This window comes from Streptomyces sp. NPDC001851 (assembly GCF_040297165.1).
In the GTDB taxonomy this organism is placed as follows: domain Bacteria; phylum Actinomycetota; class Actinomycetes; order Streptomycetales; family Streptomycetaceae; genus Streptomyces.
In genome coordinates, this window is record NZ_JBEOYR010000004.1 from 290,566 (window position 1) to 314,084 (window position 23,519).

Annotated in this window: 22 protein-coding genes; 10 read left to right on the forward strand and 12 right to left on the reverse strand. The window is 74.2% G+C overall.

The features are described from left to right. Positions 1 to 10 precede the first annotated feature (10 nt). Positions 11 to 868 (reverse strand): hypothetical protein, encoded by an 858-nt coding sequence (locus tag ABT171_RS08015; RefSeq protein ID WP_351240989.1) that lies wholly within the window; start codon positions 866 to 868, stop codon positions 11 to 13. 220 nt (positions 869 to 1,088) lie between these two features. Between ABT171_RS08015 and ABT171_RS08020 the strand changes: the two genes are divergently transcribed. Together ABT171_RS08020 and ABT171_RS08025 are read left to right on the forward strand one after the other, a co-directional pair. Then, positions 1,089 to 2,057 (forward strand): aldo/keto reductase, encoded by a 969-nt coding sequence (locus ABT171_RS08020; protein ID WP_351240991.1) that lies wholly within the window; start codon positions 1,089 to 1,091, stop codon positions 2,055 to 2,057. A 295-nt stretch (positions 2,058 to 2,352) separates the two neighbouring features. Continuing rightward, complete coding sequence (locus tag ABT171_RS08025; RefSeq protein WP_351240993.1) at positions 2,353 to 4,488, forward strand: RICIN domain-containing protein; 2,136 nt, start codon at positions 2,353 to 2,355, stop codon at positions 4,486 to 4,488. 1 nt (position 4,489) lies between these two features. On the opposite strand, the gene ABT171_RS08030 is transcribed toward ABT171_RS08025, so the two are convergent. From ABT171_RS08030 to ABT171_RS08050, 5 genes are all read right to left on the reverse strand, one after another. Further along, positions 4,490 to 4,981 (reverse strand): universal stress protein, encoded by a 492-nt coding sequence (locus tag ABT171_RS08030; protein WP_351240995.1) that lies wholly within the window; start codon positions 4,979 to 4,981, stop codon positions 4,490 to 4,492. Between the two features lie 28 nt (positions 4,982 to 5,009). Further along, positions 5,010 to 6,263 carry an SLC13 family permease gene (locus ABT171_RS08035; RefSeq protein WP_351241117.1) on the reverse strand — a complete coding sequence of 418 codons (1,254 nt, stop codon included), beginning with the start codon at positions 6,261 to 6,263 and terminating at the stop codon, positions 5,010 to 5,012. Positions 6,264 to 6,327: 64 nt separating this feature from the next. Next, positions 6,328 to 7,566, reverse strand: coding sequence for a polysaccharide deacetylase family protein (locus ABT171_RS08040; protein ID WP_351240997.1), 1,239 nt, complete (start codon positions 7,564 to 7,566; stop codon positions 6,328 to 6,330). Positions 7,567 to 7,763: 197 nt separating this feature from the next. Beyond that, positions 7,764 to 8,462 (reverse strand): DUF4232 domain-containing protein, encoded by a 699-nt coding sequence (locus ABT171_RS08045; RefSeq protein WP_351240999.1) that lies wholly within the window; start codon positions 8,460 to 8,462, stop codon positions 7,764 to 7,766. Positions 8,463 to 8,613: 151 nt separating this feature from the next. Then, on the reverse strand, positions 8,614 to 10,005 hold the full coding sequence (locus ABT171_RS08050; RefSeq protein WP_351241001.1) for a serine/threonine-protein kinase: 1,392 nt from the start codon (positions 10,003 to 10,005) through the stop codon (positions 8,614 to 8,616). 47 nt (positions 10,006 to 10,052) lie between these two features. Between ABT171_RS08050 and ABT171_RS08055 the strand changes: the two genes are divergently transcribed. After that, positions 10,053 to 10,601 carry an RNA polymerase sigma factor gene (locus ABT171_RS08055; protein WP_351241003.1) on the forward strand — a complete coding sequence of 183 codons (549 nt, stop codon included), beginning with the start codon at positions 10,053 to 10,055 and terminating at the stop codon, positions 10,599 to 10,601. 3 nt (positions 10,602 to 10,604) lie between these two features. Here the strand turns inward: ABT171_RS08055 and ABT171_RS08060 are convergent, their stop codons facing one another. Further along, entirely contained in the window at positions 10,605 to 12,986 is a 2,382-nt protein-coding gene (locus tag ABT171_RS08060; RefSeq protein WP_351241005.1) for a SpoIIE family protein phosphatase, read from the reverse strand. Positions 12,987 to 13,782: 796 nt separating this feature from the next. Here ABT171_RS08060 and ABT171_RS08065 point away from each other — a divergent pair. The 4 genes from ABT171_RS08065 to ABT171_RS08080 all read left to right on the forward strand — a co-directional run bounded on the left by ABT171_RS08065 (position 13,783) and on the right by ABT171_RS08080 (position 17,095). Beyond that, on the forward strand, positions 13,783 to 14,022 hold the full coding sequence (locus ABT171_RS08065; RefSeq protein WP_351241007.1) for a hypothetical protein: 240 nt from the start codon (positions 13,783 to 13,785) through the stop codon (positions 14,020 to 14,022). A gap of 3 nt (positions 14,023 to 14,025) precedes the next feature. Further along, entirely contained in the window at positions 14,026 to 14,403 is a 378-nt protein-coding gene (locus ABT171_RS08070) for a toxin Doc (RefSeq protein ID WP_351241009.1), read from the forward strand. 246 nt (positions 14,404 to 14,649) lie between these two features. After that, positions 14,650 to 16,347 (forward strand): RICIN domain-containing protein, encoded by a 1,698-nt coding sequence (locus ABT171_RS08075; RefSeq protein WP_351241011.1) that lies wholly within the window; start codon positions 14,650 to 14,652, stop codon positions 16,345 to 16,347. A gap of 316 nt (positions 16,348 to 16,663) precedes the next feature. Then, entirely contained in the window at positions 16,664 to 17,095 is a 432-nt protein-coding gene (locus tag ABT171_RS08080) for a subtilase-type protease inhibitor (RefSeq protein ID WP_351241013.1), read from the forward strand. 200 nt (positions 17,096 to 17,295) lie between these two features. Here the strand turns inward: ABT171_RS08080 and ABT171_RS08085 are convergent, their stop codons facing one another. The 4 genes from ABT171_RS08085 to ABT171_RS08100 form a co-directional block, all read right to left on the reverse strand. Next, on the reverse strand, positions 17,296 to 17,505 hold the full coding sequence (locus ABT171_RS08085; protein ID WP_351241015.1) for a CDGSH iron-sulfur domain-containing protein: 210 nt from the start codon (positions 17,503 to 17,505) through the stop codon (positions 17,296 to 17,298). Beyond that, complete coding sequence (locus tag ABT171_RS08090; protein WP_351241017.1) at positions 17,486 to 18,160, reverse strand: HemK2/MTQ2 family protein methyltransferase; 675 nt, start codon at positions 18,158 to 18,160, stop codon at positions 17,486 to 17,488. Before ABT171_RS08090 ends, ABT171_RS08085 begins: the two co-directional genes overlap by 20 nt. After that, positions 18,161 to 19,174: an iron-containing redox enzyme family protein gene (locus ABT171_RS08095; RefSeq protein ID WP_351241019.1), complete on the reverse strand. Its 1,014-nt coding sequence runs from the start codon at positions 19,172 to 19,174 to the stop codon at positions 18,161 to 18,163. It lies immediately after the preceding gene. Between the two features lie 77 nt (positions 19,175 to 19,251). Next, entirely contained in the window at positions 19,252 to 19,446 is a 195-nt protein-coding gene (locus ABT171_RS08100; RefSeq protein ID WP_351241021.1) for a hypothetical protein, read from the reverse strand. Between the two features lie 270 nt (positions 19,447 to 19,716). Here ABT171_RS08100 and ABT171_RS08105 point away from each other — a divergent pair, with 270 nt between their 5' ends. Genes ABT171_RS08105 through ABT171_RS08115 form a run of 3 tightly spaced genes read left to right on the forward strand, consistent with a single transcriptional unit; the run spans position 19,717 to position 22,288 of the window. Continuing rightward, the gene (locus ABT171_RS08105) at positions 19,717 to 20,568 is read left to right on the forward strand and encodes an SDR family NAD(P)-dependent oxidoreductase (protein ID WP_351241023.1); all 852 of its coding nucleotides are present in this window, start codon (positions 19,717 to 19,719) and stop codon (positions 20,566 to 20,568) included. A gap of 6 nt (positions 20,569 to 20,574) precedes the next feature. Next, positions 20,575 to 21,495, forward strand: a complete 921-nt coding sequence (locus ABT171_RS08110) for a DMT family transporter (protein ID WP_351241025.1) — start codon at positions 20,575 to 20,577, stop codon at positions 21,493 to 21,495. 19 nt (positions 21,496 to 21,514) lie between these two features. Next, positions 21,515 to 22,288 carry a polysaccharide deacetylase family protein gene (locus tag ABT171_RS08115; protein WP_351241027.1) on the forward strand — a complete coding sequence of 258 codons (774 nt, stop codon included), beginning with the start codon at positions 21,515 to 21,517 and terminating at the stop codon, positions 22,286 to 22,288. A 103-nt stretch (positions 22,289 to 22,391) separates the two neighbouring features. On the opposite strand, the gene ABT171_RS08120 is transcribed toward ABT171_RS08115, so the two are convergent. Further along, entirely contained in the window at positions 22,392 to 23,501 is a 1,110-nt protein-coding gene (locus tag ABT171_RS08120; RefSeq protein ID WP_351241119.1) for an MGDG synthase family glycosyltransferase, read from the reverse strand. Positions 23,502 to 23,519 lie beyond the last annotated feature (18 nt).

Genomic DNA, 23,519 nt, shown 5'->3' on the forward strand with positions numbered 1-23,519 from the left:
TGTGGGGGCACTAGCGACAGGTCAGCGTCGGTCCCGCCAGCATGCCTCCGGTCTCCAGGGCCTGGCCCTTCGGCAGCCAGTAGCCGAGCTTCGACACCACCGTGGAGCACTTCGCCCCGACGGTGATGCGGACCGTCACCTTCTCCGGGTGGCCGGGCTGCAGTTCGGTCAGCGCGCAGTCCACGGAGTGCGCCAGCCGGGTCTTCGCCGGGTACCGGCCGACCAGCGGGTTGACGCAGCGCCGGTCGGCCGTGGCGATCCGTACACCGGTGCCCTCCTCGCCGATCAGCCCCAGCCGCGCGTTGCCGTCGCCCTGGTCACTGTCCCGGCGGACGGTGTAGGTCAGCGTCGTCGTGGCATTGCGGCGCAGCGTGGTCCGGTCGACGGTGACGGCGTGCGTGGGCTGGGCCTTGGGCGTGGTCAGCGACAGGGTGGTCTGCACCGTGCCCTTCAGGTCGACCCCGGAGGGCGTGGACCGCACCCGCACGGTGGCGCTGATGTCGTACGTGCCCGGGCCCGGATACATCCGTGAGCCCGGCAGGGTGCCCGTGTCCAGCGTCTTGCCGGCGCGGCGGACCGTCCAGGTGCCCTCGGTGCGGCAGGCGTACCGGACCCGGACACCGGCGCGCCGGCAGGTGGCCGGGGCCGTGATCGTCAGTCTCGGTGAGCCGGTGTCCGTGCACAGGCTGACCTGCGCCTCCTCACCGTGTGCGCCGTGCAGGACGCCGGCGGTCGCGCACAGCGTGGCCGGGCTCTCGGGCGCCGGCGCGGGTGCCGCAGCGGGGTGCCCCCAGGCGGGCGTGACGAGAGCCAGGGGCAACAGGGCTGCTCCGGCCAGGGTTCTCAGGATGGTGGGACGAGTCGGCACCGCGTTTCCCTCCGGGCGGCCGGGACCGGCCGGATGCCGGTCGCCTGCGCCGAGGATGATCCGACCGTACGACAATCCCCGGCTCCCACGCCGGGCGGTCACCTGGGGGCAGCAATGCCGGCGCCCCGAAGGGGTGCGGGCGAGGCCGGGCCTGGCAGGCGCCGGCACAGCACTCGTACGCTCGTCGGTGACCACCGTGCCGAAGGCGGGAGCAGCAACGATGCAGTACGTGAAGCTCGGTTCGACGGGCCTGGACGTGTCGCGGATCTGTCTGGGCTGCATGACCTACGGCCTGCCCGACCGCGGCGTCCACGAGTGGACACTCGGCGAGGAGGCGTCCCGCCCGCTCATCCGGCGGGCGCTGGAGGCGGGCATCAACTTCTTCGACACCGCCAACGTCTACTCGGACGGCACCAGCGAGGAGATCGTCGGCAGGGCCCTGCGCGACTTCGCGAACCGCGACGAGATCGTGCTGGCCACCAAGGTGAACGGCCGGATGCGGCCGGGCCCCAACGGAGCCGGACTGTCCCGCAAGGCCATCATGGCCGAGATCGACCACAGCCTGCGCCGCCTCGGCACCGACTACGTCGACCTCTACCAGATCCACCGCTACGACCACACGACTCCCGTCGAGGAGACGATGGAGGCACTGCACGACCTGGTCAAGTCGGGCAAGGTCCGCTATCTCGGGGCGAGTTCGATGTACGCCTGGGAGTTCTCCAAGCTGCAGTACACGGCGGACCTGGGCGGCTGGACCCGGTTCGTGTCCATGCAGAACCACTACAACCTGCTCTACCGCGAAGAGGAGCGGGAGATGCTGCCGCTCTGCGCGGACCAGGGAGTGAGCGCGCTGCCGTGGAGCCCGCTCGCCCGCGGCCGGCTCACCCGTGACTGGGGCACGGTCACCGGGCGCAGCGCCAACGACGACTTCGGCGGCCGCCTGTACCTGGAGAGCGACCGCTCGATCGTGGCGGCCGTCACCCGTGTCGCGGACGCCCGCGGTGTGTCCCGCGCGCAGGTGGCCCTCGCCTGGCTGCTGCACCAGGACACGGTGGCCGCCCCGATCGTCGGCGCCCCCAGGCCCCAGCACATCGAGGACGCGGTGGCCGCGGTGGAACTGGAGCTGACCGAGAAGGAACTCGAAGAGCTGCAGCAGCCCTACACGCCACGGGCGATCAGCGGTCACTGAGCGGCGGTAAGGGGAAGAAAAGGATTTCCTTGAATTCGCGTCAATAAGGAACGGTGCCGCACGTATTTGTCGACTGTCGAAAGATCTCTTGTTCGCGCGTGTGCGGCTGTGCGAAAGTGTGCACCGTCGGCGCGCAGGCGGATCCCCATTCCGCTGTTTGCGCCAGGCCGCTCCCCGTACACCCCCACAACGCTTCAAAAGAGCTGCCTCAGGTGGACGTTCGAGCAGCCCCACCGCCTTCCCATACCGATTGGTGTGGACTAATTTCCGTATCGCGTCTGGAGGAATTTCGGTCGTGAATGAGGCAGGCCTGTCGGACGAACGACTCAGTGCGGAGCTGAAGAAGTGGACGGGCGGGACACCCGCGCTCCATCCCGTCGGTGAACTCCTCGACCGGCACTGGGAAGCGGCCTTCGCCTACGCCCGGCTGTGCACGGACGGGACGCGTGCCGCCGGCATGCTGACCACCGCCGCCTTCACCCGGCTGTTCGGGGAATCGATCCGACAGGTCGGTCCGACCGCCGCGTGGCGGCCCCAGGTGCTGGTCGCCGTCCGCCGGATCGCGGCCGAGTGGGACACCGACGGCCGTCAGGAACTCCTCCACCCGGGCCTGCGGTCCGACGCCACCGGTGAGCGTGCCGCCGCCCGGCTGCTGCCGCCGCCCGGCCGGCGGTTGCTGTCCCGCGCGTTCCAGCGGGTGCCCCAGACCTCCCGGGCCGTGCTGTGGCACACGGAGGTCGAGGCCGAACCGCTCGCCGTACCCGCCGCGCTGCTCGGCCTGGACGAGGACGACGCCGGCGTCGAGTTGCGGCGGGCCCGTGAACGGCTGCGCGAGGAGTGCCTCCAGGTCCACCGCGAACTCGCTCCGGAGTCCGAGTGCCAGCGCTATCTGCGCATGCTCGACGTGACGTTCCGGCGCGGTGGCGTCGACATCGACCCGGATCTGCGGGAGCACCTGGGGCGGTGCGGCCACTGCAGCCGGACCGCCGACCAACTCGCCGTGTTCAACACCGGTCTCGGCCTCGCCCTCGCCGAGGCGGTCCTCGGCTGGGGCGCCCGCGCCTACCTGGACGCCCGGGCACGCCGCGACGAGAACGCGACGGCTCCGTCCCCCCGACCGACGACGCTCACACCCCCACCGGGGGAACCCTTCTGGACCCCCGAGCTCCCGGACGACGCCGCCTCCACCGAGCCGCTGGACGGGTCAGGTTCCTCGGATTCCGGGCCTGCCGGCGTCCCGCGTCGGCGTGGTGCGGTGGGTTCCACGGGCGGGGCTGCTTCTGCCGGGTCACCGGGCGGGGCCGGTTCCGCCGAGCCCTCGCGTCGGCGTCTCCCCGCCGGGCCACGGGACGACGCCGCCTCCACGGAGCCGCTGGACGGGTCCGGTTCCGCTGAGGCGGGGCATGGGGGCGGTTTCGCTGAGGGCGGGCCGTGGGACGGGGCCGGCGGGACGACGCGGATCGGCGGGGAGGCTTCGCTGGGACGTGGGTCCGGTGGGGCTGACGGTGCCGAAGGGGTCGCCGGTGGCGGGGAAGCCGGCGTCCTCGGACGTTCGGCCCAGCGAGCCGCCCGCGCTCGGCGTGCCCGGCGGCGCAACCTCGTGCTGGCCGCCGGCACCGTCAGCGGTCTGGTCGTGCTGCCCCTGGTGCTGTGGTCGGTGCTCGGCTCCGGCGACGGCCACGCACCGGCCGGCGACGGCACCTCCACCCCGGCGCCGGGGAAGGGCTCCGCGAGTCCGGGGATGTCCTGGGCCGGGGCCCACAGGGCGGCCCAGGGTGCCCTGCACGGCCGGCTGCACAACCTCGACTCCGGCCTGTGCGTCGGCGTCGTGGGGAAGGATGCCGTCAAGGGCGCCGAGACCGAACTCGCCGCCTGCTCCGCGACACCGAGCCAGCAGTGGACGTACGAGACCGACGGACTGCTGCGCAACTCCGCCGCCCCCGACCTGTGCCTGGACTCCAGCCTCGGCTACTCGGTCCGCCTGGCCCCCTGTTCGGCCACCGGCAGCGCCGCCCGGGACATCCGCTACGACTTCACCCTCCAGGGCGCCCTGATCCCTCGCTGGAACCAGGACCTGGCGCTCACCCCGGCCGCCACCGACGGCTCCGGCGCCCTGGTCCTCAAGACCCGCGCCACCGGCACCGCCCAGCGCTGGTCCGTCGACACCGCCAAGCCCGATCTGCAGATGCAGAACGTGAACTGGGACAGCGACAGCAGCCCGCTGCCGGCCGCCACCCCGCACCGGTCGGCTCCCCAGGTGACGCCCACGCCCAAGGCCTCCAGGACCACGTCGTCGCCGGCCCCGGAGGCGACCGGGTCCGCGTCGCCGTCGCCCACGCCCTCCACCACGGTCGATCCCTGCTCCGCGTACCGGTACTACTGCGGCGGGGGCTACGGCGGCTACAACGACGGCGGGCACCACAGCCGTTGACTCAGGGACGGTGCGGCGGTGGCGGCGGGATCGTGCCCAGCCCCGGGGCCGGTTCCGGCCACACCAGCAGCACCGGGCAGGGCGCGTGGTCGACGGCGAACCGGACGGCCGGGCCGAGGCTCTTCGGACCGAGCCGGGACCGGTCGCCGTCCCGCGCCAGCACCAGCAGATCGGCGCCCTCGGCGGCGGCCACCACCTCCCGCTCGACCCGGCCCGCCCGCTCCTGGCGCGCACAGGGCCGCCCCAGCCGCTCCGCCGCCGCGTCCAGCAGATCGGCCGCCGAACTCCCGCCGAGCGACTCCACCAGGTCGCCCGGATCCCTCTCCGGATGCCCCCGCCCGAGCAGCCCCGCGAACGCGCCGTGCGCGAGACCCGGCACCTCGGGCCCGCTGACGTGCAGCAGCACCACCTCGGCGGTCTCCGGTGCGTGGCCGCGCACGGCGTCCACGCAGGCGGGCCAGGTGCCTTCGACGAGCCAGGCGATCACACGCATCCGGTCACTCCCTCGGTGCACGCGCCTCTCAGAGAACCTGCAGCGACCCCCACAGTGCCACGACCGCGACGGCGAGCGAGGACGGCACGGCGAGCAGACCCAGCCGGGTGAACTCCCCGAGGTCCACGCCGTGCTCGTGCTGGTGCACGATCCTCCGCCACAGCAGCGTCGCCAGCGACCCGGCGTAGGTCAGATTGGGGCCGATGTTCACCCCGAGCAGCACGGCCAGCACCGCGCCCGGCCCGACCGGTGCCGCCAGCGGCAGCAGGACCAGCACCGCCGGCAGGTTGTTGATGAGGTTCGCCAGGACGGCGGCCACCGCCGCCGTCCCCAGGAGCGCCGGCAGCCCGGTACCGCCGGGGACCACGTGCCCGAGCACGTCCGCGAGCCCGTTGTCCACGACCGCCCGCACCACGATGCCCAGGGCCAGCACGAACGCGAGGAACGCCGGGGCCGCCGCCCGCACGACGGTCAGCGGGGTCGCCCGGCGCCGCACCAGTGCCCGCCCCGCCAGCACCAGCGCGCCCGCCGCCGCGACCCAGGCGGGGTCCACGCCGAACGCCGACGCCACCACGAACCCCGCCAGCGTGCAGGCCACCGTCACCAGCGCGAACAGCGGCAGCCGCGGAGCCTCGCCGCTCTCCCCGCCCGCCGGTGCCGCCGCCGCGAGGTCCCGGGCGAAGAACCGGCGGAACACCAGGTACTCGGCGCCGATCGCCACCAGCCACGGCAGCGCCATCAGCGTCGCGAACCGGGTGAAGCTCAGCCCGCTCGCCGCGAACGCGAGCAGGTTCGTCAGGTTGGACACCGGCAGCAGCAGCGAGGCGGTGTTCGACAGGTGCGTGCAGGCGTACACATGCGGTTTCGGCCGTACGCCGGTCCGCGCGGCCGTCGCGAACACCACCGGCGTGAGCAGCACGATCGTGGCGTCCAGGCTGAGGACGGCGGTGATGGCGGAGGCCAGCGCGAACACCGCCGTCAGCAGCCGCACCGGGCGGCCCCGCGCCCCGCGGGCCATCCACGCCCCGCACGCCTGGAACAGCCCCTCCACATCGCAGAAATGGGCGAGCACCAGCACCGCCGCCAGGAACCCGACCACCGGACCCAGCCGCTCCGCCTCGGCCCGCGCGTGGTCCAGTGAGATCGCCCCGGTGGCGACCGCGATGGCCGCGGCGGGAACGGCCATCACCGCCTCCGGCCACCCGAAGGGCCGTACGACGGCCCAGGCGAGCACGGCGACGAGCAGCGCGGCGGACAGTGCTTCGGCGAGCGGCGCGTTCAGGGCGGGTCCTCCGGGAATCGATCACGTGGGTGCCCGCCCATGAAAACAGAAGGCGTCGAACGTCTTACGACGACCGGCTGCCCGCCGCGCCCAGGAATTCCGCCCAGCCGCCCGCGGGGGCCTGCCCCGGCACCAGCGTGCGCAGCTTGCGCAGCACCGCCTGGTCCTGCGCCTCCAGCCAGGCCACGAGCTGCTTGAACGACACGAAGCGCACGTCGTCGCCGTACGCGGCCATCTTCCCGATCGCCTCCTCGACGGCGTCCATGTAGATGCCGCCGTTCCAGCGCTCGAAGTGGTTGCCGATGAAGAAGGGGGCGCGGTTGGTCTCGTACGCCCGCCGGAATCCGGCGACATAGGCGTCGCGGGCCTGGGCGCGCCAGGCGTCGTAGTGGGCGCGGTCGCCCAGCGGGTTGCCGCCGGACTGGTTGAACATCATGTTGTAGTCCATCGACAGCACCTGGAAGGAGTGCCCGGGGAACGGTATGGACTGCAGCGGGAAGTCCCAGATCTTCCCGCCCTGCACCTTGCCCGGCCAGATCTGCAGCCCGCCCGGCGAGCTGGCGTCGTACTTCCAGCCGAGGGCCGCGGCCGTGGGCAGCAGGTTGGACTGGCCCTCCAGGCACGGCGTACGGCCGCCGATCAGCTCCTTGCGGTAGTCGAAGGGGAGGGGCTCCAGGTCGGTGAAACCGGTGTTGGTCTTCCACTTGGTCACGAAGTCGACCGCCTGGTCTATCTCGCTGCGCCACTCGGCCGGGGACCAGTTGCGCACGCCGCTCGCGCCGCAGAAGTGCCCGTTGAAGTGGGTGCCGATCTCGTGGCCCTCCAGCCAGGCCGCGCGGACCTGCTGGATCGTGGCGTGGATGTGCCGGTCGGCGAGGTAGCCGATCGCGGAGGCGCCGACCGGGTGCTGCGGCGGACGGTACAGGTGCTTCTTGGACTCGGGCAGCGTGTAGATGCCGCTGAGGAAGAACGTCATCTTGGCGCCGTGGTCGGCCGCCACCTTGCGGAACCGGGAGAACAGGCCGTTGCTCAGCTCGCCCGCGCCGTCCCAGGAGAACACCACGAACTGCGGGGGCTTCTGGCCCGGCTTCAGCCGCTCGGGCTTCGGCTGGTGCGGCTGGGGCCCGGTGTCGGCCGTGGAGCCGTCGCCTATCGGCTTGGCCGGCCGGGCCTGGGCGGTGCCCTTGCCGTCCGCCGGGCCGTCGACCGAGAGGCCGGTGCCGGAGGAGCACGCGGCCAGCGTGCCCAGGGCGCCCGCAGCCGCTCCCGCCGTCAGCACCCGCCTGCGTGAGATCCCGCTCATCTTCTCCCCGATTTCCTGTCACGGCCCCTGGGGGCCTGCTCGCCGGTGTGGGTCGCCGGGTTCGATGAGGGGGTCCCGTGGAAAGATCGCGGCTTGCGGCGCCTGTTGCCGTCCTGTGACAGTTGTGGCCCGCTCATGACGAACCCCGCTGCCCGGAGGCGGGGCAGCGGGGTTCGTCCCGGGGATGTCGGCAGGGGTCAGGGAGCGGTGCCGGGGCTGAGCGCGGACAGGAAGACGGACGAGGAGCTGCCGGAGACGGGCACCGCTCCGCCCGTCCACGCGATCTTCAGCGCTTCCCGCTCGTCCGGCGGCGTGACCAGCAGCGCGGCCGGGGTGGCGGTCCGGGCGCCGCTGATACCCGGGTTGGAGAAGGTCAGCCCGGCCCAGGCGCTCTGCCCGGGCCTGAGGGTGATGGTGGTCGGGGAGCCCGACTCGCGCTGGGGGTCCGGGCCGAGCTGGGCGCCGGAGGCGGTCACGAACGCCGTGCCCGGATAGCCGTGCAGGGTGCAGGTCCGGCCGGACCTGTTGGTGAGGACGACCGGGAAGTTCTCCTGGCCGGCGCCCGGGTCGTTGCGGCCGACCGAGGCGCGCAGCTGGGAGGTGTGGCAGCGGGTGCTCGCCGCGGGTGTGGCCGTACCACCGCCCGTGGACCCGGTGGAACCCGTGGCCTTCGTGGTCGAGGACGAGGGGGCGGCGCTGGAGGACGCCACCGGGGCGGTCGTGGTGGCGTCCGGGGTCTTCGTGCTGCCGGTCGCCGGGGCGGCCGTACCGGAGGACGTCACCGGTGGGTTGCCGTGGACGTCCTGGCCGTTGCCGCAGGCGGTCAGGAGGCCCAGCACGGCGACCGCGCCCACGAGGAGGGTCCCGCGCCGCGCGGACCGGGGTGTGTACACCATGTCGCTCCACACTCCTGGATGGTCACGGCACGCGGCGGACCGCGTGCCTGACGGCGCCGAGTGCGCCGTCCTCACACTCCGATGCGCCGAACGCCGGAAAAGTTCGGCACGGAGGGTTTTCTTCCCCGCCGTGACCCCCGCCAGCCGCGCGTCAGGTCACGCTCAGCGAACGGAGTATCCCGTCGGTCGCGTCCGTGGCGCCCCGCTCGCGCACCTGTACGTACACCTGGGGCTGCGCGGCGCCGTCCGCCGGAGCCAGCGCGGACTCGGTGACCGAGCCGCCGTCCGGGCAGCCGCTCCAGGCCCGCACCAGGCCGTGCCAGTCGCCGTCGGAGAACGTGCGGCTGCCGGAGTAGCGGCAGCCGGAGTGGGCGAGGGCCTTCACCTTCGCGGTGACGTCACCGTGCTCGCTCACCCCGACGAACACGCCGTCCACCGCCTTCCCCAGATCGGGCCAGCGGCTCAGGTCGTCGGCGACCACCAGCCCCGGTTCGTGGCCCTTGCCGAGTCCCAGCGCGCCCGGGTCCCAGCCGGAGTCGCGCAGCTCGCGGCTCCAGCCGGCCGGAACCCTCACGACCACCCGACCGGTCGAGTCCGTCACCCGTGCCTCGTCCGGGGAGCCGCCGTGGTGGATCAGCACGGTCACCGTGGCCGCGGCCGCCGCCGCGGCGAGGACCGCGGCCAGGGTCAGCGTCACCGGGGTCAGCCGGCCGCGGACGCCGTCCAGCCGCCGGGAGGGCCGCAGCGCCGGCGCGGCCGCCGCCAGCCGGTCCAGCTCGTCGGCGAACGCCTGTGCGCCGGGCCAGCGGCGCGCCCGGTCCGGCTCCAGGGCGCGCAGCAGTGCCCGCTCCACGTCCTCGCCGAGGTCCGGCCGCAGCCGCCCGGGCGCCACCACCCTGCCCGGCGGGCCCGGCACGCTTCCGGTGACCAGCTCGTAGCCGACCGCGCCCAGGCTGTAGACGTCGGCGCGCTCGTCGATGCCCTCGCCGGGCTCGGCCTGCTCCGGCGGCTGATAGCCCGCCGAGCCCGCGGCCAGGGTGAGGACCGAGGCCTGCGCGAGACTCTTGGCGAGTCCCAGGTCGGCCAGGAGCACCCGCCGGGTGCCGTCCGGGGCGGTGTGCAGCAGCACGTTGGTGGGCTTGATGTCCCGGTGCACGATGCCCGCCTCGTGCAGCGCGGCGGCGGCCCGGGCGGCCTCGGCCGTCAGCGCGAGCGCGTGCCCCACCGGCAGCGGCCCGCCCGCCAGCAGGTCGGCGAGGGTGCCGCCGGCGGCGTACTCCATCACGAAGTACGGCCTCCCGTCGGGGAGTTCACCGATGTCGTAGACCTGCACCACGCGACTGGAACCGGCCCGGCGCAGCAGCCGCGCCTCGGACAGGAAGCGGTCCCTGATGTCGAGCCGGTGGGCCCAGTTGTCGGCGAGGACCTTGACCGCGACCGGGGCCTGAAGCTCGTCGTCGTGGGCGAGCCACACCGTGGCGAAGCCGCCGGTGCCCAGCGGCCGTTCGAGGCGGTAGCGGCCGATCCGCTCCAGGGAGTGCATACGACTATCATGCCTGGCCTGAGATCGACTTGGAGGAGGGCCCGTCCGTGCAGGACCAGGCGCCGATGGAAGACCTCGCCCGGCGGGCCGCCGCCGGCGACAGCGCGGCCCTGGACCGGCTGCTCACCGAGATCCGGCCGGAGGTCCTGCGCCGCTGCGGGCGCTTCCTGCCGTGCCGGGAGGACGCCGAGGAGGCCGCGCAGGACGTGCTGCTCCAGGTGGCCCGGTACATCTCCGGCTTCGAGGGCCGCAGCCGGTTCAGCACCTGGCTGTACACCGTGGTCGCCAACTGCGCCCGGCAGAAGTACCGCGAGCTGAAGCGGCGGGCGGCCGAGCAGCCTGCCGCCATCGAGCCGTCGTACGCCGTCGACCCGCGTACCACCAGCGTCATCGCCGGCTCCCGGGTGGACCTGCTGGAGGCGCTGGAGCGGCTGGAGCGGACGCATCCGCACCTGGTCGCGCCGCTGGTCTACCGGGACATCTGCCAGCTGGACTACGCCGAGGTGGCCGAGCGCGTCGGCATCCCGCTCGGCACGCTCAAGTCCCGCCTGCACGAGGCCCGCAAACAGGTACGGCCGTGGCTGGCGGGGTCCTGAGCGCTACTCGTCCTCCTCGAAGAGGGACAGTTCCGCCCAGATCGTCTTGCCCTCCGGGGTGTGCCGGCTGCCCCAGCGCTGGGTGAGCTGGGCGACCAGCAGCAGCCCGCGGCCGCCCTCGTCGAAGGTCTTGGCCCGGCGCAGGTGCGGAGCGGTGTGGCTGGTGTCGGACACCTCGACGATCAGCGTGGCCGCGTCGTGGATCAGACGCAGCCGGATGGGATGCGAGCCGTACCGGATGGCGTTGGTGACCAGCTCGCTGACCACCAGTTCCGCCGTGAACGCCGCCTCGCTCAGCCCCCAGGGGCCCAGCTGCTCCACGACCTGCTTGCGGATCGGGGCGACCAGCGCCGGGTCGGCCGGGATGTCCCAGGTCGCCACCTGCGAGGCGGGCAGGCCCTGGGTGCGGGCGAGCAGCAGCGCCACGTCGTCGGGGACACCGCCCGGCGGCAGCAGGGCGTGCAGCACACGGTCGCAGGTCACGTCGAGGGAGTGCGTGTGCCCGGCGAGCGCCTCGTACAGCAGCTCCCGGCCGGCGTCCCCGTCCCGCTCCCGGGACATCACCAGACCGTCGGTGTACAGCGCGAGCACGGTGCCCTCGGGCAGGGCCACCTCGGCGGACTCGAAGGGCAGTCCGCCCAGGCCCAGCGGGGGACCGGCGGGCAGGTCCAGCAGCTGCGGCCGGCCGCCGGGCCGCAGCAGCACGGGCGGCGGGTGCCCGGCGCGCGCCAGGGTGCAGCGCCGCGACACCGGGTCGTAGACGGCGTACAGGCAGGTCGCGCCGACCTCGCCGGGGCTGCCGTCGCCGCCGGACTCCTCCGACAGCCGGACCACCAGGTCGTCCAGGTGGGTGAGCAGCTCGTCCGGGGCCAGGTCGATGTCGGCGAGGGTGCGTACGGCGGTCCGCAGCCGGCCCATGGTGGCCGAGGCCTCCACGCCGTGTCCGACGACGTCCCCGACGACCATCGCGACCCGCATCCCGGACAGCGGGATCACATCGAACCAGTCGCCGCCCACTCCGGCCCGCGCGGCCGGCAGATAGCGGGAGGAGGCCTCCAGCGCGGCCGTGCGCGGCAGGGTGCGCGGCAGCAGGCTGCGCTGGAGCGCGAGCGCGGTCTCGCGTTCCCGGGAGTAGCGGCGGGCGTTGTCGATACAGACCGCGGCCCGGGTGGTGATCTCCTCGGCGAGCAGCCGGTCGTCCGCGGTGAACGGGTCCGCGCGCCGGTGACGGGTGAAGACGGCGACGCCGAGGGTGAGCCCGCGGGCCTGGATGGGCACCGACATCGAGGAGTGGATGCCGAATCTGCGCACCTGCTCGCCCCGCGCGCGGTTCCAGGTCAGCCACTGCTGCAGGTCGCCGGCGGCCACCGAGGCGGTGATCGTGTGGCCCGCGGTCAGCGAGTCCGCCTGCGGGGAGCCGGCCGGGTACACCTCGGTCTGCCCGGGCTCCATCACCGCCTCCGGCACGCCGTCGAGGACCGACTGGTGCGCGGCCCGGCGCAGGCTGACCGGCGCCGAGAGGCGGGCCGGGGGCTCGCCGCCGTACTCCTGCGGGTCCAGCAGGTCGATGGTGACGAAGTCGGCGAGCGCGGGAACGCACACGTCCGCCAGCTCCTGGGCGGTGCGGGTGACGTCCAGCGTGCTCCCGACGCGCACGCTCGCCTCGTTCACCAGCTGGAGCCGCTGGCGGGCGCGGTGGCTGTCGGTGATGTCGTGCGCGGCCAGGCACACCCCGCGCACCCGGCCCCGCGCGTCCTTGACCGGTGCCATCCGGGCGAGCCAGGCGTGGGCGCGGTCCTCGCCGCCGGTGCGCATGGAGGTCTGCACGTCCAGCGGCCGGCCCGTGGTCAGCACCTGGAGCATGCCCTGCTCCAGGTCGTCGGTCTGCGGCCTGCCGCCGATCTCGGCGAGCCGCAGCCCGCGCAGGCGCTCCTCCGGCAGCCCGATGACCTGGGTCATCGCCTCGTTCATCCGGCGCAGCCGCAGCTGCGCGTCGTACACCGCGATCGCGCACGGCGACTGGAGCAGGCCCGCCGCGGCGAGCGGGTCGTCCTCGGCGGGCGGTTCCGCGGCGGGCAGCGGGGTGACGACGAGCCAGCCGCCGCCGTGTCCGTCGTGCGGCGGCCGGCGGTGCGCCAGCAGCCAGACCGGCACGGTACGGCCGTCCCGGTGGCGCAATCCGACGGTTCCCTCCCAGCGGGCGCCCGTGGGCAGGGCCGGGGGGTACTCCCCGGCGAGCAACCGGGCGGCGGGGCGGCCCAGGACGTCGTCCGGGGGGTGGCCGAGCAGGCGTCGGGCGCCCTCGTTCCACTCGACCAGCGTTCCCTCGTCGTCGATGACAGCCCGGGCCGTCGCCGCGTCGTCGAACGGATAGACCCGGCTCATCGTCGCCGCTCCCAAGCGCACACTCACAGTGAACAGGTGGCACCTCTCGTGTTCCAGCCTAGTGCTTCGGGGACTCCCGTGAACCACAACCTCCACCGCCCCGGCCAGTCGGCCGGAGCCGGTCAAGGCGGGGATCCGGCCGATCCCGGCCGGGCGCGGTCGTGTACTGCCGCACCCTTGACGATCGCACAGGGCAATCCGTCAGAATCTGTTTGTTCACGATCAGTTGTGAGTACTTCTGCTTCCGGCCCCTGATGAGGGGAGCCGCCACGGCGGTCACCCGACGATCGGTACGTGGGGCCTCCGGCCGCGGGTGTCGCGGGTGGCGGCGGCCGGACCCGGGCGGTGTCACCGACCCGACCGGCGCGTACGCAGGGGCCGCCGACCCGGACAAGGCCCTCGCCGCCGTCCGCTCCGGTACCCGTCCGGTCCCGCTGGCCGCCACCGCGCGGGCGGACGGCCTGTGTACGGGCGCGGTCCGGGTGCGGTCCGGGGGCGGACGACCCCGCCCCGCCCGGTCGTCCGCACCGCCGCACCGGACGACAGGCCCCACGACAGGCCCGACCGCCCCGCCCCGCCGAACCCCCCGTACGCGGACGCCAGTTACTGCGCGCGTCCGGACACGCCGCCCGCGTTCCACCGCGCCCGCGCCGAGGACCGGGTGCCGGCCGACCGGTGGAGGGCGCCGGGGCGGTCCGGGCCGCGACCTCCGGCGGCCCGACCGCGGGTACCGCGGGAAAGGGCAGCTGACCTGGCGAGATTTACGGGTGAGTACCCGCGCGGTACCGTGAGGGACATGCCAGCTCTCAACGTCGAGTTCAGCGAACGGGAACTTGAGGACCTGCGGCAGATCGCCAAGGAGCGGGGTACGTCGATGAAGGCCCTCGTGCGCGAGGCCGCAGCCGCCGACATAGCGCGGCACCGGGCCCTGCAGGAGGGCGCCGAGGCATTCCGGCGGTTCTTCGCCGCGCACGCCGAGGAGTTCGCCGCGGCCTTCCCCGACGACGAACCCGCCGTGAACGACGAGGCCGCCTGACGCATGCCTTCCGTCATCCATATCGACGTCCCCTGGCTGCTCCAGCGCCATGAGGAGGTCCTGCCCGACCAGCCCGCGGTCGACGACTTCTCCGCGCTGGTCGCCGCCGTCGCCCGGCACCGCGTGGATCCGCCCCGGCTCGGCGTGGACTCCGACCCCGCCTGGCGGGCCGCCGCACTCCTGCACACGCTCGCCGTGCTCAAGCCCCTGCCCGCCGCCAACGCCCGCTTCGCCTGTGCGACCGCGGTGGCCTACATGTTCGTCAGCGGCGTCGGTATCGACCCGCCCTACGGCGCCCTCGTCGACCTCGCCCGCGATCTGATGTCCGGCAAGGCGGACGTGTACGGCGCGGCCGACCGGCTGCGCTCCTGGCAGATCTGAGGAGGCCGCGCCACCTGCCCAAGAGCCGGTCCGCTGTCTGACTTTCTTTCAAAACTTCCGAGGTTGTGTGGGCGGCCTGTTGCTGGTGTGGAAGTTGTGCAAGGGTTGAAACGCCCGTGCGGGGGGTAGAGTCCGGGGTTTCTCCGGCGGATGCGGAACGTCACCGGCCGAGCTCCGGCCCATTTCCCTCGCCACGCGCCGCAGAGACACGCATCGACGCAGCACGCACCATAAGGAACACGCTCAGTGCTCACCCCCCACCCCGCTCGTCCGCCCTATCCGCCGCCCGGCGACGACTCCGGGGAGTCCGACGAGTTGCTCGCCGGTCCGCTGCGGGCCGGCTCCGACGCGGAGGGCTCCCGGTCCGCCGCCCTGCTGATGGCCCGTCACTGGCAGCCGGCCCACGATTACGCCGTCGTCTGCCTGGCGCAGTCCGGGCCGCTCGCCCACATGGTCACCGCCACCGCCTTCCACCAGGTCCTCGGCCGGCTCGCGCTCGGCGAAGGAGCCGAAGCGCTGCGGCCCCGGCTGCTGGTGACGGTCCGGGACACGGTCGTCAACTGGTCCGGCACCGACCGGATCACCGCCGTACTGCCCGGACTCGCCAAGCCCGCCGGGGGCCGGGGGATGCGCGCCGCGAAGACCCTGATACCGGAGAACCGCGCCCTGTCGGACCGCTCCTTTCACGCCCTTTCCCTGCTGGAGCAGGCGCTGCTGTGGCACATCGAGGTCGAGGCCGAGCCGATGACCGTTCCCGCGGGGCTGCTCGGCGTGGACATCGAGAGCGCGGCGGTCGCGCTGGAGCAGGCTCGCGAGAAGTTCCGGGAGGGCCTGGTGCGCGCCCACCGGGAACTCGCGCCCGGCAAGGAATGCCGCTACTACAACCGCCTGCTCGACGTTCCGATCCGCCGTGGCGGGGCCGGCGCCCTGCTGCCCGACGTCCAGGAACACCTGTCCGGCTGCGCCTACTGCCGGCACGCCGCCGAGCAACTGGGCCACGCCGACGCCGCCCTGGGCGTGCTGCTCGCCGAGGCCGTGCTGGGCTGGGGCGCCCGCCGCTACCTCGAATCCCGCCCCGGCCGCCGCCCCGGCCCGGCCCGCGGCCGTGGCGGCTCCCGGCGCTCCGGCGGACGCCGGCGCGGCGGCGGGCCCGGCCTGCTCGCCCGCGCCGCCCTGACCGGCGCCCGGCGGCGCGGTGGCGGCGAACCCGGGTCCCCCGATCCGGTCCCGCGCGGCAGGCGGCGCGGCGGCGGGCCCGGTCCGCTCGCCCGGATCCCCGGCGCCGCCTGGTCCTCCAGGACGCTGCTCACCGGCGTCGGCGTGGCCTCGGCCGGGCTGCTGGCGACCGTCCTCGCGGTCAGCGTGTGGCCGGACGGCGCTGACGGGACCGGCCCGGCCGCCTCCTCCAGCGCCGTGCCCGGCACCGCCACGGGCCAGTCCCCGCCGTCGTCCGCCACCGCCCCCGCGGGACTGCCCGCCGCCGGCCGTCCCACCCTGCTGCGCAACGCCGCCGCCGGGCTGTGCCTGGACATCAAGGGCACACCGAAGACCGGGGCGAGCACGGGCCTCGCCGTCTGCTCCTCGGCCCTCACCCAGCAGTGGACGTACGACGCCGACGGGCTGCTGCGCAGCGCGGCCGACTCGGGACTGTGCCTGGACTCGCACGCCGACGCCGGTGTGGTGATCCTCGGCACCTGCGCCGGCGCCGGCTCCGCGCGGGGCGACGACGTGCGCTACGACCTCACCGGGCAGGGCGAGTTGCTGCCCCGCTGGGACCGGACCCTCGCGCTCGCGACCTCGGGCCAGAACGCCGGCGCCGACCTCGTCGTCAAGGTCCGGGACCGCTCCGCCGGCCAGCGCTGGTCGGCCGGCACGACCTCGGCGAGGCCGGGCTCGCTGTCGGTCGCGGGGCCGGCCGCCCGGCCGATCAGGCAACTGCACTGAGCATGGTGATCATTTCGTGAACACAAGGCGTCACGAAGGGGTTCGGCGCGGTCGGAGTCGGAATGTTTCAGGACGATTAACGAAGCGCTGATTTTCGGCCATCCCGGGGGCCCGGAAGGGCTGGACCCGCTCAGTTCCAGGGTCACGCTGTGCGGATTCCGTGACTTCACGCCACTACTTCAACACGAAAGGTTACCGAAACGCATGCGGTCGATGTGAGTTTCCCCGGCGGACTCGGCAGAGTGGCGCTCGCCGCCCCGGCGCCCGACCGGGTCCGGGCCGGCATCTCGTCTATTCGAGCGGAAGGATGCACACAATGCGGAACACCGCGCGCTGGGCAGCGGCCCTCGGCCTCACGGCCGCAGCCGTTTGCGGACCCCTGACCGGGGCCGCCGTCGCTGCACCGGGCGCCGCCCCGTCGTCGCTCTACGCCCCCTCGGCGCTGGTCCTCACCACCGGCCACGGCAGCGACGTGGCCACGGCCACCCCGGAGCGCGCCGTCACCCTGACGTGCGCCCCCGCGGCCTCCGGCACCCACCCGGCCGCGGCCCAGGCCTGCGCAGAACTGCGCGGCACCGGCGGCGACTTCAACGCCCTGAAGGCCGGCGAAGTGTGGTGCAACAAGCTGTACAACCCGGTCGTCGTCACCGTTCAGGGTGTCTGGCAGGGCAAGCGCGTCTCCTACGAGCGCACCTTCGGCAACAGCTGTGAGCGTGACGCCATCGGCGACGGCGTCTTCGCCTTCTAGAGACCGGGATCGCATGTGTCCCCGCACACACCGGATCAGGTCCGCAACTGGGGAGTGCGGCCCCTGGAGCGGGGTACCTGCGATCTCGCACCGGAACCGACGGGCGGAGTGGGGCCGCCCGCCGGTCTCCGGGCACACAGCCGCTCCCCGGGTGGGCCCGTGGGGGGCCCTTCCCGGGGGGCGGCGAAAAACGAGCGGTTTCAGTCGGTGTCCTTGGCCCTGCGCCGGTGACTCGTGTCGCACCACGGGTAGCGGCGACTGCGCCGGCAGGTACACAGAGCGACACGGAAGCGGTCCGAGGAGACCGTCGTGCCGTCCTCAAGCTCGATCTCGACCGGCCCCTCCACCAACAGCGGCCCGTGCCGCTGCACGGTGATCCGACGGGCCCGGTCAGCGTGTTCGTTCGGCACGGACCACCACCAGTTCCTCCCTGTCCTCGTCCGGGGGGATGAGACCGCGCCCGCGCAGCCAGTCCTCCCGGGAGCGCAGCACCGGCCCGAAGGCGATCCAGCGGCGCCGGACGACCGCGGCCTTCAGGCCCGCGGCGCGCAGCAGTTCCAGCGTGCGGCAGGGATCGCTGAGCGAGGAGTGCACGGTCAGCAGCACGCCGCCGGGGCGCAGCAGCGCGGGTGCGTCCCGGCAGATGCGGTCCAGCAGCAGCCGCCCGTCCTGACCCGCGTCCCAGGCCCGGGACCTGCCGTGCGGGCCGCGACCGGCCTCGGGTGCCGGGACGTAGGGAGGGTTCGCGAGAATCAGGTCGTACGTGCGGCCCCGGACCGGTGCGAAGAGGTTGCCGTGCCGGATCCGTACCGGCAGCCGGGACAGCCACGCGTTCATCCGCGCCGTCCACACCGCCAGGCGCGACACGTCCACCGCGGTCACCTCGGCGCCCTGCCGGGCCGCCGCCAGGGCCAGTGCCCCGCTGCCGGTGCCGACGTCGAGCACGCGGGCACCAGGCATCGGGGCCTCCTCGCGGAGGGCCTCGGCCAGCAGCTCCGTGTCGTCCTGTGGGGCGTACACGCCCGGGAGCACCAAAGCGATCACAGCGCGCGAGTACCCCGGCATTCAGGATATATGGGCTGTTTCCGGCGGCAGGGGCGTCCGCAGCGAGGAGCGTCCGGCGCGCCAGTCGGCGAGCAGCCGCCGGGTCAGACGGTCCTCCAGGTACTCGGTGGCGTCGATCCCGAAGGCGACGTCCGCCGCGAGTTCCGGCTCCTCGGCGAGCAGTCCGCCGATCACGTCATGGCGTACGACCTGTTCGTGCACCGCGTCCGCCTCCACGTGCTCGTCGTAGAAGAACTCCGCGGCGGCCCCGGCGCCCGTGCGGCGCATGGCCTCGGCGAGCCGGCGGGAACCCGGCGAAGAGGTGATCTCCACCTCGGCGAAGTGGCCCACCAGCGCGGCGCGCAGCTCCCGGTGCAGGCCGAACAGCGACATCAGGTTGACGACGGCGAGCATCTCCGCCCGGGCCGCGTCCAGATAGCGGCCGTAGGCGGTGTCCAGGCCCAGGTCCGCCATCAGCGCGGCGAACAGGCGCGCGTGCACCCGGTCGGCCCGGCCCCCGCCGAACTCGTCGAACTCCACCGCCGCCATCGCCGCCTTGGCCCGGCCCCACAGCCGGGGCAGCACCCAGGCGTGCGGGTCGGCCTCCTTCAGGTGGTACAGGGAGCGCTGGGCGGCGTACTCGCGCAGGTGCCACAACTCGCCTTCGGCGCACAGGAAATGGGTCACCCCGGTACCCTCGGCCGGTTCGACGAGGAGCGCGGCGAGCGCGTCGTCGAGGCTGTCGTGGCCCGGCGCGTCGGCACGCAGCGCGGACAGGAAGCGACGCTCCAGCGCGGCGCGGACCCGCAACAGGTCCGGGTCCCACTCGAACTCGGGGCCGACACCGGCGAAGCCCCGGTAGTGCAGCTCGTAGCACAGGTACAGGGCGAGCTGGGGGTCGTCGTCGTAGGGAGCCGCCGCCTCGGCCTCCCCGGGACGGGGGAGGGGGCCCGTACCACGCAGGTACGCGGCGATCGCGGCGGACAGCGGACCCCGGGGCGGGGGCAGCCGGGGTCCTCGTGGGTGGCTGGTCATGGAGGTCGGGTACCCCCGCCTCCCCGGGGCACCGGGGGTCCCTCCGGAACCCATCGGTGAGCCGCCGGTCCGCCGTCTCACTCCCCGTGCGCCTCCTCCTGCGCTCCCGTGTTCGGGGTGACGGCGTCCCCGGCCGCACCGCCCGAGGCCTTGGCCTCGTCGCGCCTCTCGGCCTCCTCGACCTCCCGGAGCACCTCTTCGAGCGCCGTCTCGGGCCGGTCCTCGTGCTCGTTCCCCCCGTTCCCGCCGTTCTCACCGTTTCCACCGGGCATGGCGTCTCCTCCCGCCGTCGCCGACGTCTTGATCCACCACGGGTTACCCGCCCGTGCCGTCTCAAGCGTTCCGCCGGGCGACCATGGTGGCGACCGTCGTCGAAACGGCACCACCCGGCGATTTCGGACTCCTCCGTTCCGCCTGCCGCAGGCGTTCGGCGGGGTTCCGCCGTGCGCGGTGTTTCAGTGTGTGGCGCCCTGGATACACCGCGAGGGTTCGGCCCCGGAACTCGCGAGCCCGTGCACATACGTCGCAGTGAGGTCGTCACCATGTCCCATGCCCCGCCCCCCGCAGGACCGTCGGACCGCACCGGGCTGGTCGGGACCTCCGTCCCCGAGACGGGCCCGGCCCCCGGATCCGGGGGCCGGGCCGGCCGGCAGCGCACCGCCCTGGTGACGGGCGCCTCCTCGGGCATCGGCGCCGTCGTCGCCCGCCGGCTCGCCACCGAGGGCGGCTGGCGGCTGGTGCTGAACGGACGCGACGCCACACGTCTGGAGCAGGTGGCCGCCCAGGCCGACGCCCTGGCCCTGCCGGCGGACCTCACCCGGCCGGGCGCCGACCGTCTGCTCACCGATCTCGTCCTGGACCACACGGGCCGCCTCGACCTGCTGGTGGCCGGCGCCGGCGTGGGCTGGGCCGGCGACTTCACCGAGATGCCCCACGCCCGCATCGACGAGGTCGTCGGCGTCGACCTGCTGGCCACGCTGCACCTCGTGCGCGCCCTGCTGCCCCACATGGTCGCGGCCGGCACGGGACGCATCGTGCTCATCGGATCGGCCGCGGGCCGCTTCGGCGTGCGCGGCGAGGCCGTCTACTCCGCCGCGAAGGCCGCCCTGGCCACCTTCGCCGACGCCCTGCGCCACGAGCTGCGCCGTACCGGGGTCGGCGTCACCCATGTGATCCCCGGCGTGGTCGACACCCCCTTCTTCGAGCGGCGGGGTGTCCCCTACACCAGGACATGGCCGCGTCCGGTGTCACCCGAACGGGTGGCGGACGCCGTCTGGAGCGCAGTCCTGCACGGCAGGGACGAGGTGTACGTCCCCGGCTGGCTGAGCTTCCCCGCCCGGGTGCGCGGCGTCGCGCCCGGGCTCTACCGGCGGCTCGCCGCCCGCTTCGGATGAGCGGCCATGATCGCCGTCACCGTGCTGCTCGCCCTGCTCGCGGCGCTGTCCAACGCGTCCGCCTCGGTGCTGCAGCGCCGGGCCGCCGTGCAGGAGTCCGACGAGGGCACCGGGGCGCGGGCCGCCCTGCGCCGGCTCACCCATCTGCTGCGGCGCCCGAACTGGCTGGCCGGCACCGGGCTGCTGGCGCTGTCCAGCGTGCTGCAGGGCGGGGCGCTGGCCACCGGCAGCCTGTCCCTCGTGCAGCCCCTGCTCGCCGCCGAGCTGCTGTTCACCCTGGTCGTGGGCAGTGTCGTCTTCCGGCGTGCACCGGACCGCCGGACCTGGCTGGCGTTCGCCGCCCTGGCCGTCGGGCTGGCCCTCTTCCTCGTGGCGGCGTCGCCGTCCGCCGGGCAGCCCACGGCGTCGCCCCGGTCCTGGCTGGTGGGCGGTGGCGGGGTGCTCGGTGTCGTGGTGCTGCTGGTGGCGGCCGCCCGTCCGACGAGGGGTGCCGCCCGGGCCGCGCTGCTCGGTCTCGCCTCGGCCGTGTCCTTCGCGACCACCGCGGCGCTGCTGAAGGAGGCCGTGGGGCGGCTGGCGCACAGGCCGGACGCGATGTTCGGGCACTGGGCGCTGTACGCCACCGGAGCCGTCGGGCTCGTCGCCTTCCTGCTGCTGCAGAGCGCGCTGGGCGCCGGTTCCCTGACGGCGTCCCAGCCCGCCCTGACCCTCGGCGACGCGATCACCAGCGTCGTCCTCGGCTGGGTGCTGTTCGACGAGGTGATCCATCTCGGGCTGCGCGTGATCCCGGAAGTGATCGGCATCGGGCTGATCGGGGCGGGCAGCCTCGGACTCGCCGGCGCCTCGGCCGAGGGACAGGAGTGGGACACGCACGTGCGGGACCGCCGGGACGGCGGAACACGTCATACGAATCGAGCACACCGTTGACCAGGAAGGCGGTTCGGCGATGTCTCTGATGTCCGGCCGGCCATGGCGGAAGGCGGCGCTCCTGCTCCCGGCCGGGATCGCGGCCGCACACATCGGACCGGCGGCCACCTGGCTTCCGGGCGTGCGGCTGCTGCTGTTCCCCGGGCTGTCCGGCACCGGACGCCGCGGGCATGTCGCGCTGACCTTCGACGACGGCCCGGACCCGCGGTCCACACCGCACTTCCTCGACGCCCTGGACGACCTCGGCGTGCGGGCGACGTTCTTCGTGCTCGGTGAGAACGTGGTGCGCCATCCCGCGCTGGCCCGGGAGACCGCCCGGCGCGGACACGAACTGGCGGTGCACGGCTGGACGCACGACCGTCCCTGGCGGCCGGCCCCCGCCCGGGACGCCGCGCAGGTCGCCCGGACCGTCCGCGCGGTGCAGGACGTCTGTGGCCACCGGCCGCAGTGGTACCGGCCGCCGTACGGCATCCTCACCTCCGGACGCTGGCTGGCCGCCCGCCGGGCCGGGCTGCGGCCGGTGCTGTGGTCGGCGTGGGGCAAGGACTGGAGGGCCGACGCCACCCCGGCGTCCGTGCAGGCCAGGATCGCGGCGGATCTGCGCGGCGGCGGAACGGTTCTGCTGCACGACTCCGACCGGCTCGCGGCCCCCGGCTGCTGGCGCTCGGCCCTCGGCGCCCTGCCCGCCCTGGTGCAGGACTGCCGAGACGCAGGACTGGCGGTCGGCCCGCTCCGCGACCACCGCCCGGTCACTGCCGCCACCGTCGCATCCCTGCCGCCGGGCCCCCGATGACGGCCGGGCACCCGACACGCCGACGTCACGCACGTGCGAACCGACACCGCACGGCGCGGCTGGTACGACCCTTCTCGTGTCCCCGTGTCCCCGTGTCCCCGAGTCACAGCCCGGTCACGTACTCCATCGGATCCCCCCGGAACAGCGCCTGCCCCCGCGCCACCCGTGCCGCCCGCTCCGCGCTGCCTTCCGTGAGCCCGGCCAGAGCCGTCAGCAGCGCCGGCCCGTCCGGGGCGTGTTCCGACACGCCGAGATCGGCCATCCGGCGGACCCCGTCCACCCCGTGGCCGGGCAGCGGCCGGTACCCGATCACCGGCAGCCCGGCGGCCAGGGCCTGTACGGCGGTCTGGCCGGCCGCGTTGTCCAGCAGGGCGTACGCGGCGGACAGCAGCCCGGGCATGTCGTCCACCCAGTCCAGGGCCAGCACCCCGGGCACCCGGGCCACCCGCTCGCGCAGCGCTGCGTTGCGCCCGCACAGCACCACCGGCAGATACCCGGCCCCCGCCAGCAGCCGCGCGGTGGCGCCCGCCCGGGACGCCGCGCCCCAGGCGCCGGCGGACAGCAGGACCGGCGGCCGGCCGGGCGCCTGCCCGGCGAAGCGCTCCCGCCACCGGGCCGCACCCGGCGCCGACGCGCGGAACTGCGGCGCGACCGCCGGACCGGTCGTCACGACGGGCCCGCCCAGGGCCCGGCGCACCTCGGCCGCCGCCCCGTCCGTGAGGCACAGGTACTGGTCGTTGCCGGGATGCAGCCACTGCCGGTGCACCGCGAAGTCGACGAGGAAGACGGCGCTCGGCACCCCCAGCCGGCCCCGGGCCCTGAGGTGACCGGTGAGCTGCGCGGCCAGATGGAAGACCGACACGACCACGTCGGCGTCCAGCCGCCGCACCAGCTCCGTCAGCCGGTCACCGGCGAGCCGGGCCAGTGGTACCCCGCTCGGGCGCGGCCCCGTGGCACCCCGCAGGAAAGCGCCGTAGACACCGGCGTACAGCCAGGGAAAGTGCCGTACCGACGCCTGGTACGAGCGGCGCAGCCCACCGCCCAGGCCGTACGGCAGCAGCCGCAGGACGTCGGCCACCTGCGGCTCGTGTCCGCACGCCGCGGCCCGGCGCGCCAGTTCGGTGGCCACGGTGTCGTGCCCGGCCCCCATGCCCGCGCTCAGGATCAGCGGGCGCCGCCGGGCACCCGGCTCGGCCGGTTCCGGGAAGGGCACCTCGGCAGGAGTACGCAC

Bases quoted from the DNA above. Each gene is read 5' to 3' on its own strand.
- ABT171_RS08020 (WP_351240991.1), top strand. From the start codon at position 1,089: ATGCAGTACGTGAAGCTCGGTTCGACGGGCCTGGACGTGTCGCGGATC.
- ABT171_RS08030 (WP_351240995.1), bottom strand. From the start codon at position 4,981: ATGCGTGTGATCGCCTGGCTCGTCGAAGGCACCTGGCCCGCCTGCGTG.
- ABT171_RS08040 (WP_351240997.1), bottom strand. From the start codon at position 7,566: ATGAGCGGGATCTCACGCAGGCGGGTGCTGACGGCGGGAGCGGCTGCG.
- ABT171_RS08045 (WP_351240999.1), bottom strand. From the start codon at position 8,462: ATGGTGTACACACCCCGGTCCGCGCGGCGCGGGACCCTCCTCGTGGGC.
- ABT171_RS08050 (WP_351241001.1), bottom strand. From the start codon at position 10,005: ATGCACTCCCTGGAGCGGATCGGCCGCTACCGCCTCGAACGGCCGCTG.
- ABT171_RS08060 (WP_351241005.1), bottom strand. From the start codon at position 12,986: ATGAGCCGGGTCTATCCGTTCGACGACGCGGCGACGGCCCGGGCTGTC.
- ABT171_RS08065 (WP_351241007.1), top strand. From the start codon at position 13,783: ATGCCAGCTCTCAACGTCGAGTTCAGCGAACGGGAACTTGAGGACCTG.
- ABT171_RS08070 (WP_351241009.1), top strand. From the start codon at position 14,026: ATGCCTTCCGTCATCCATATCGACGTCCCCTGGCTGCTCCAGCGCCAT.
- ABT171_RS08080 (WP_351241013.1), top strand. From the start codon at position 16,664: ATGCGGAACACCGCGCGCTGGGCAGCGGCCCTCGGCCTCACGGCCGCA.
- ABT171_RS08090 (WP_351241017.1), bottom strand. From the start codon at position 18,160: ATGCCGGGGTACTCGCGCGCTGTGATCGCTTTGGTGCTCCCGGGCGTG.
- ABT171_RS08095 (WP_351241019.1), bottom strand. From the start codon at position 19,174: ATGACCAGCCACCCACGAGGACCCCGGCTGCCCCCGCCCCGGGGTCCG.
- ABT171_RS08100 (WP_351241021.1), bottom strand. From the start codon at position 19,446: ATGCCCGGTGGAAACGGTGAGAACGGCGGGAACGGGGGGAACGAGCAC.
- ABT171_RS08105 (WP_351241023.1), top strand. From the start codon at position 19,717: ATGTCCCATGCCCCGCCCCCCGCAGGACCGTCGGACCGCACCGGGCTG.
- ABT171_RS08110 (WP_351241025.1), top strand. From the start codon at position 20,575: ATGATCGCCGTCACCGTGCTGCTCGCCCTGCTCGCGGCGCTGTCCAAC.
- ABT171_RS08115 (WP_351241027.1), top strand. From the start codon at position 21,515: ATGTCTCTGATGTCCGGCCGGCCATGGCGGAAGGCGGCGCTCCTGCTC.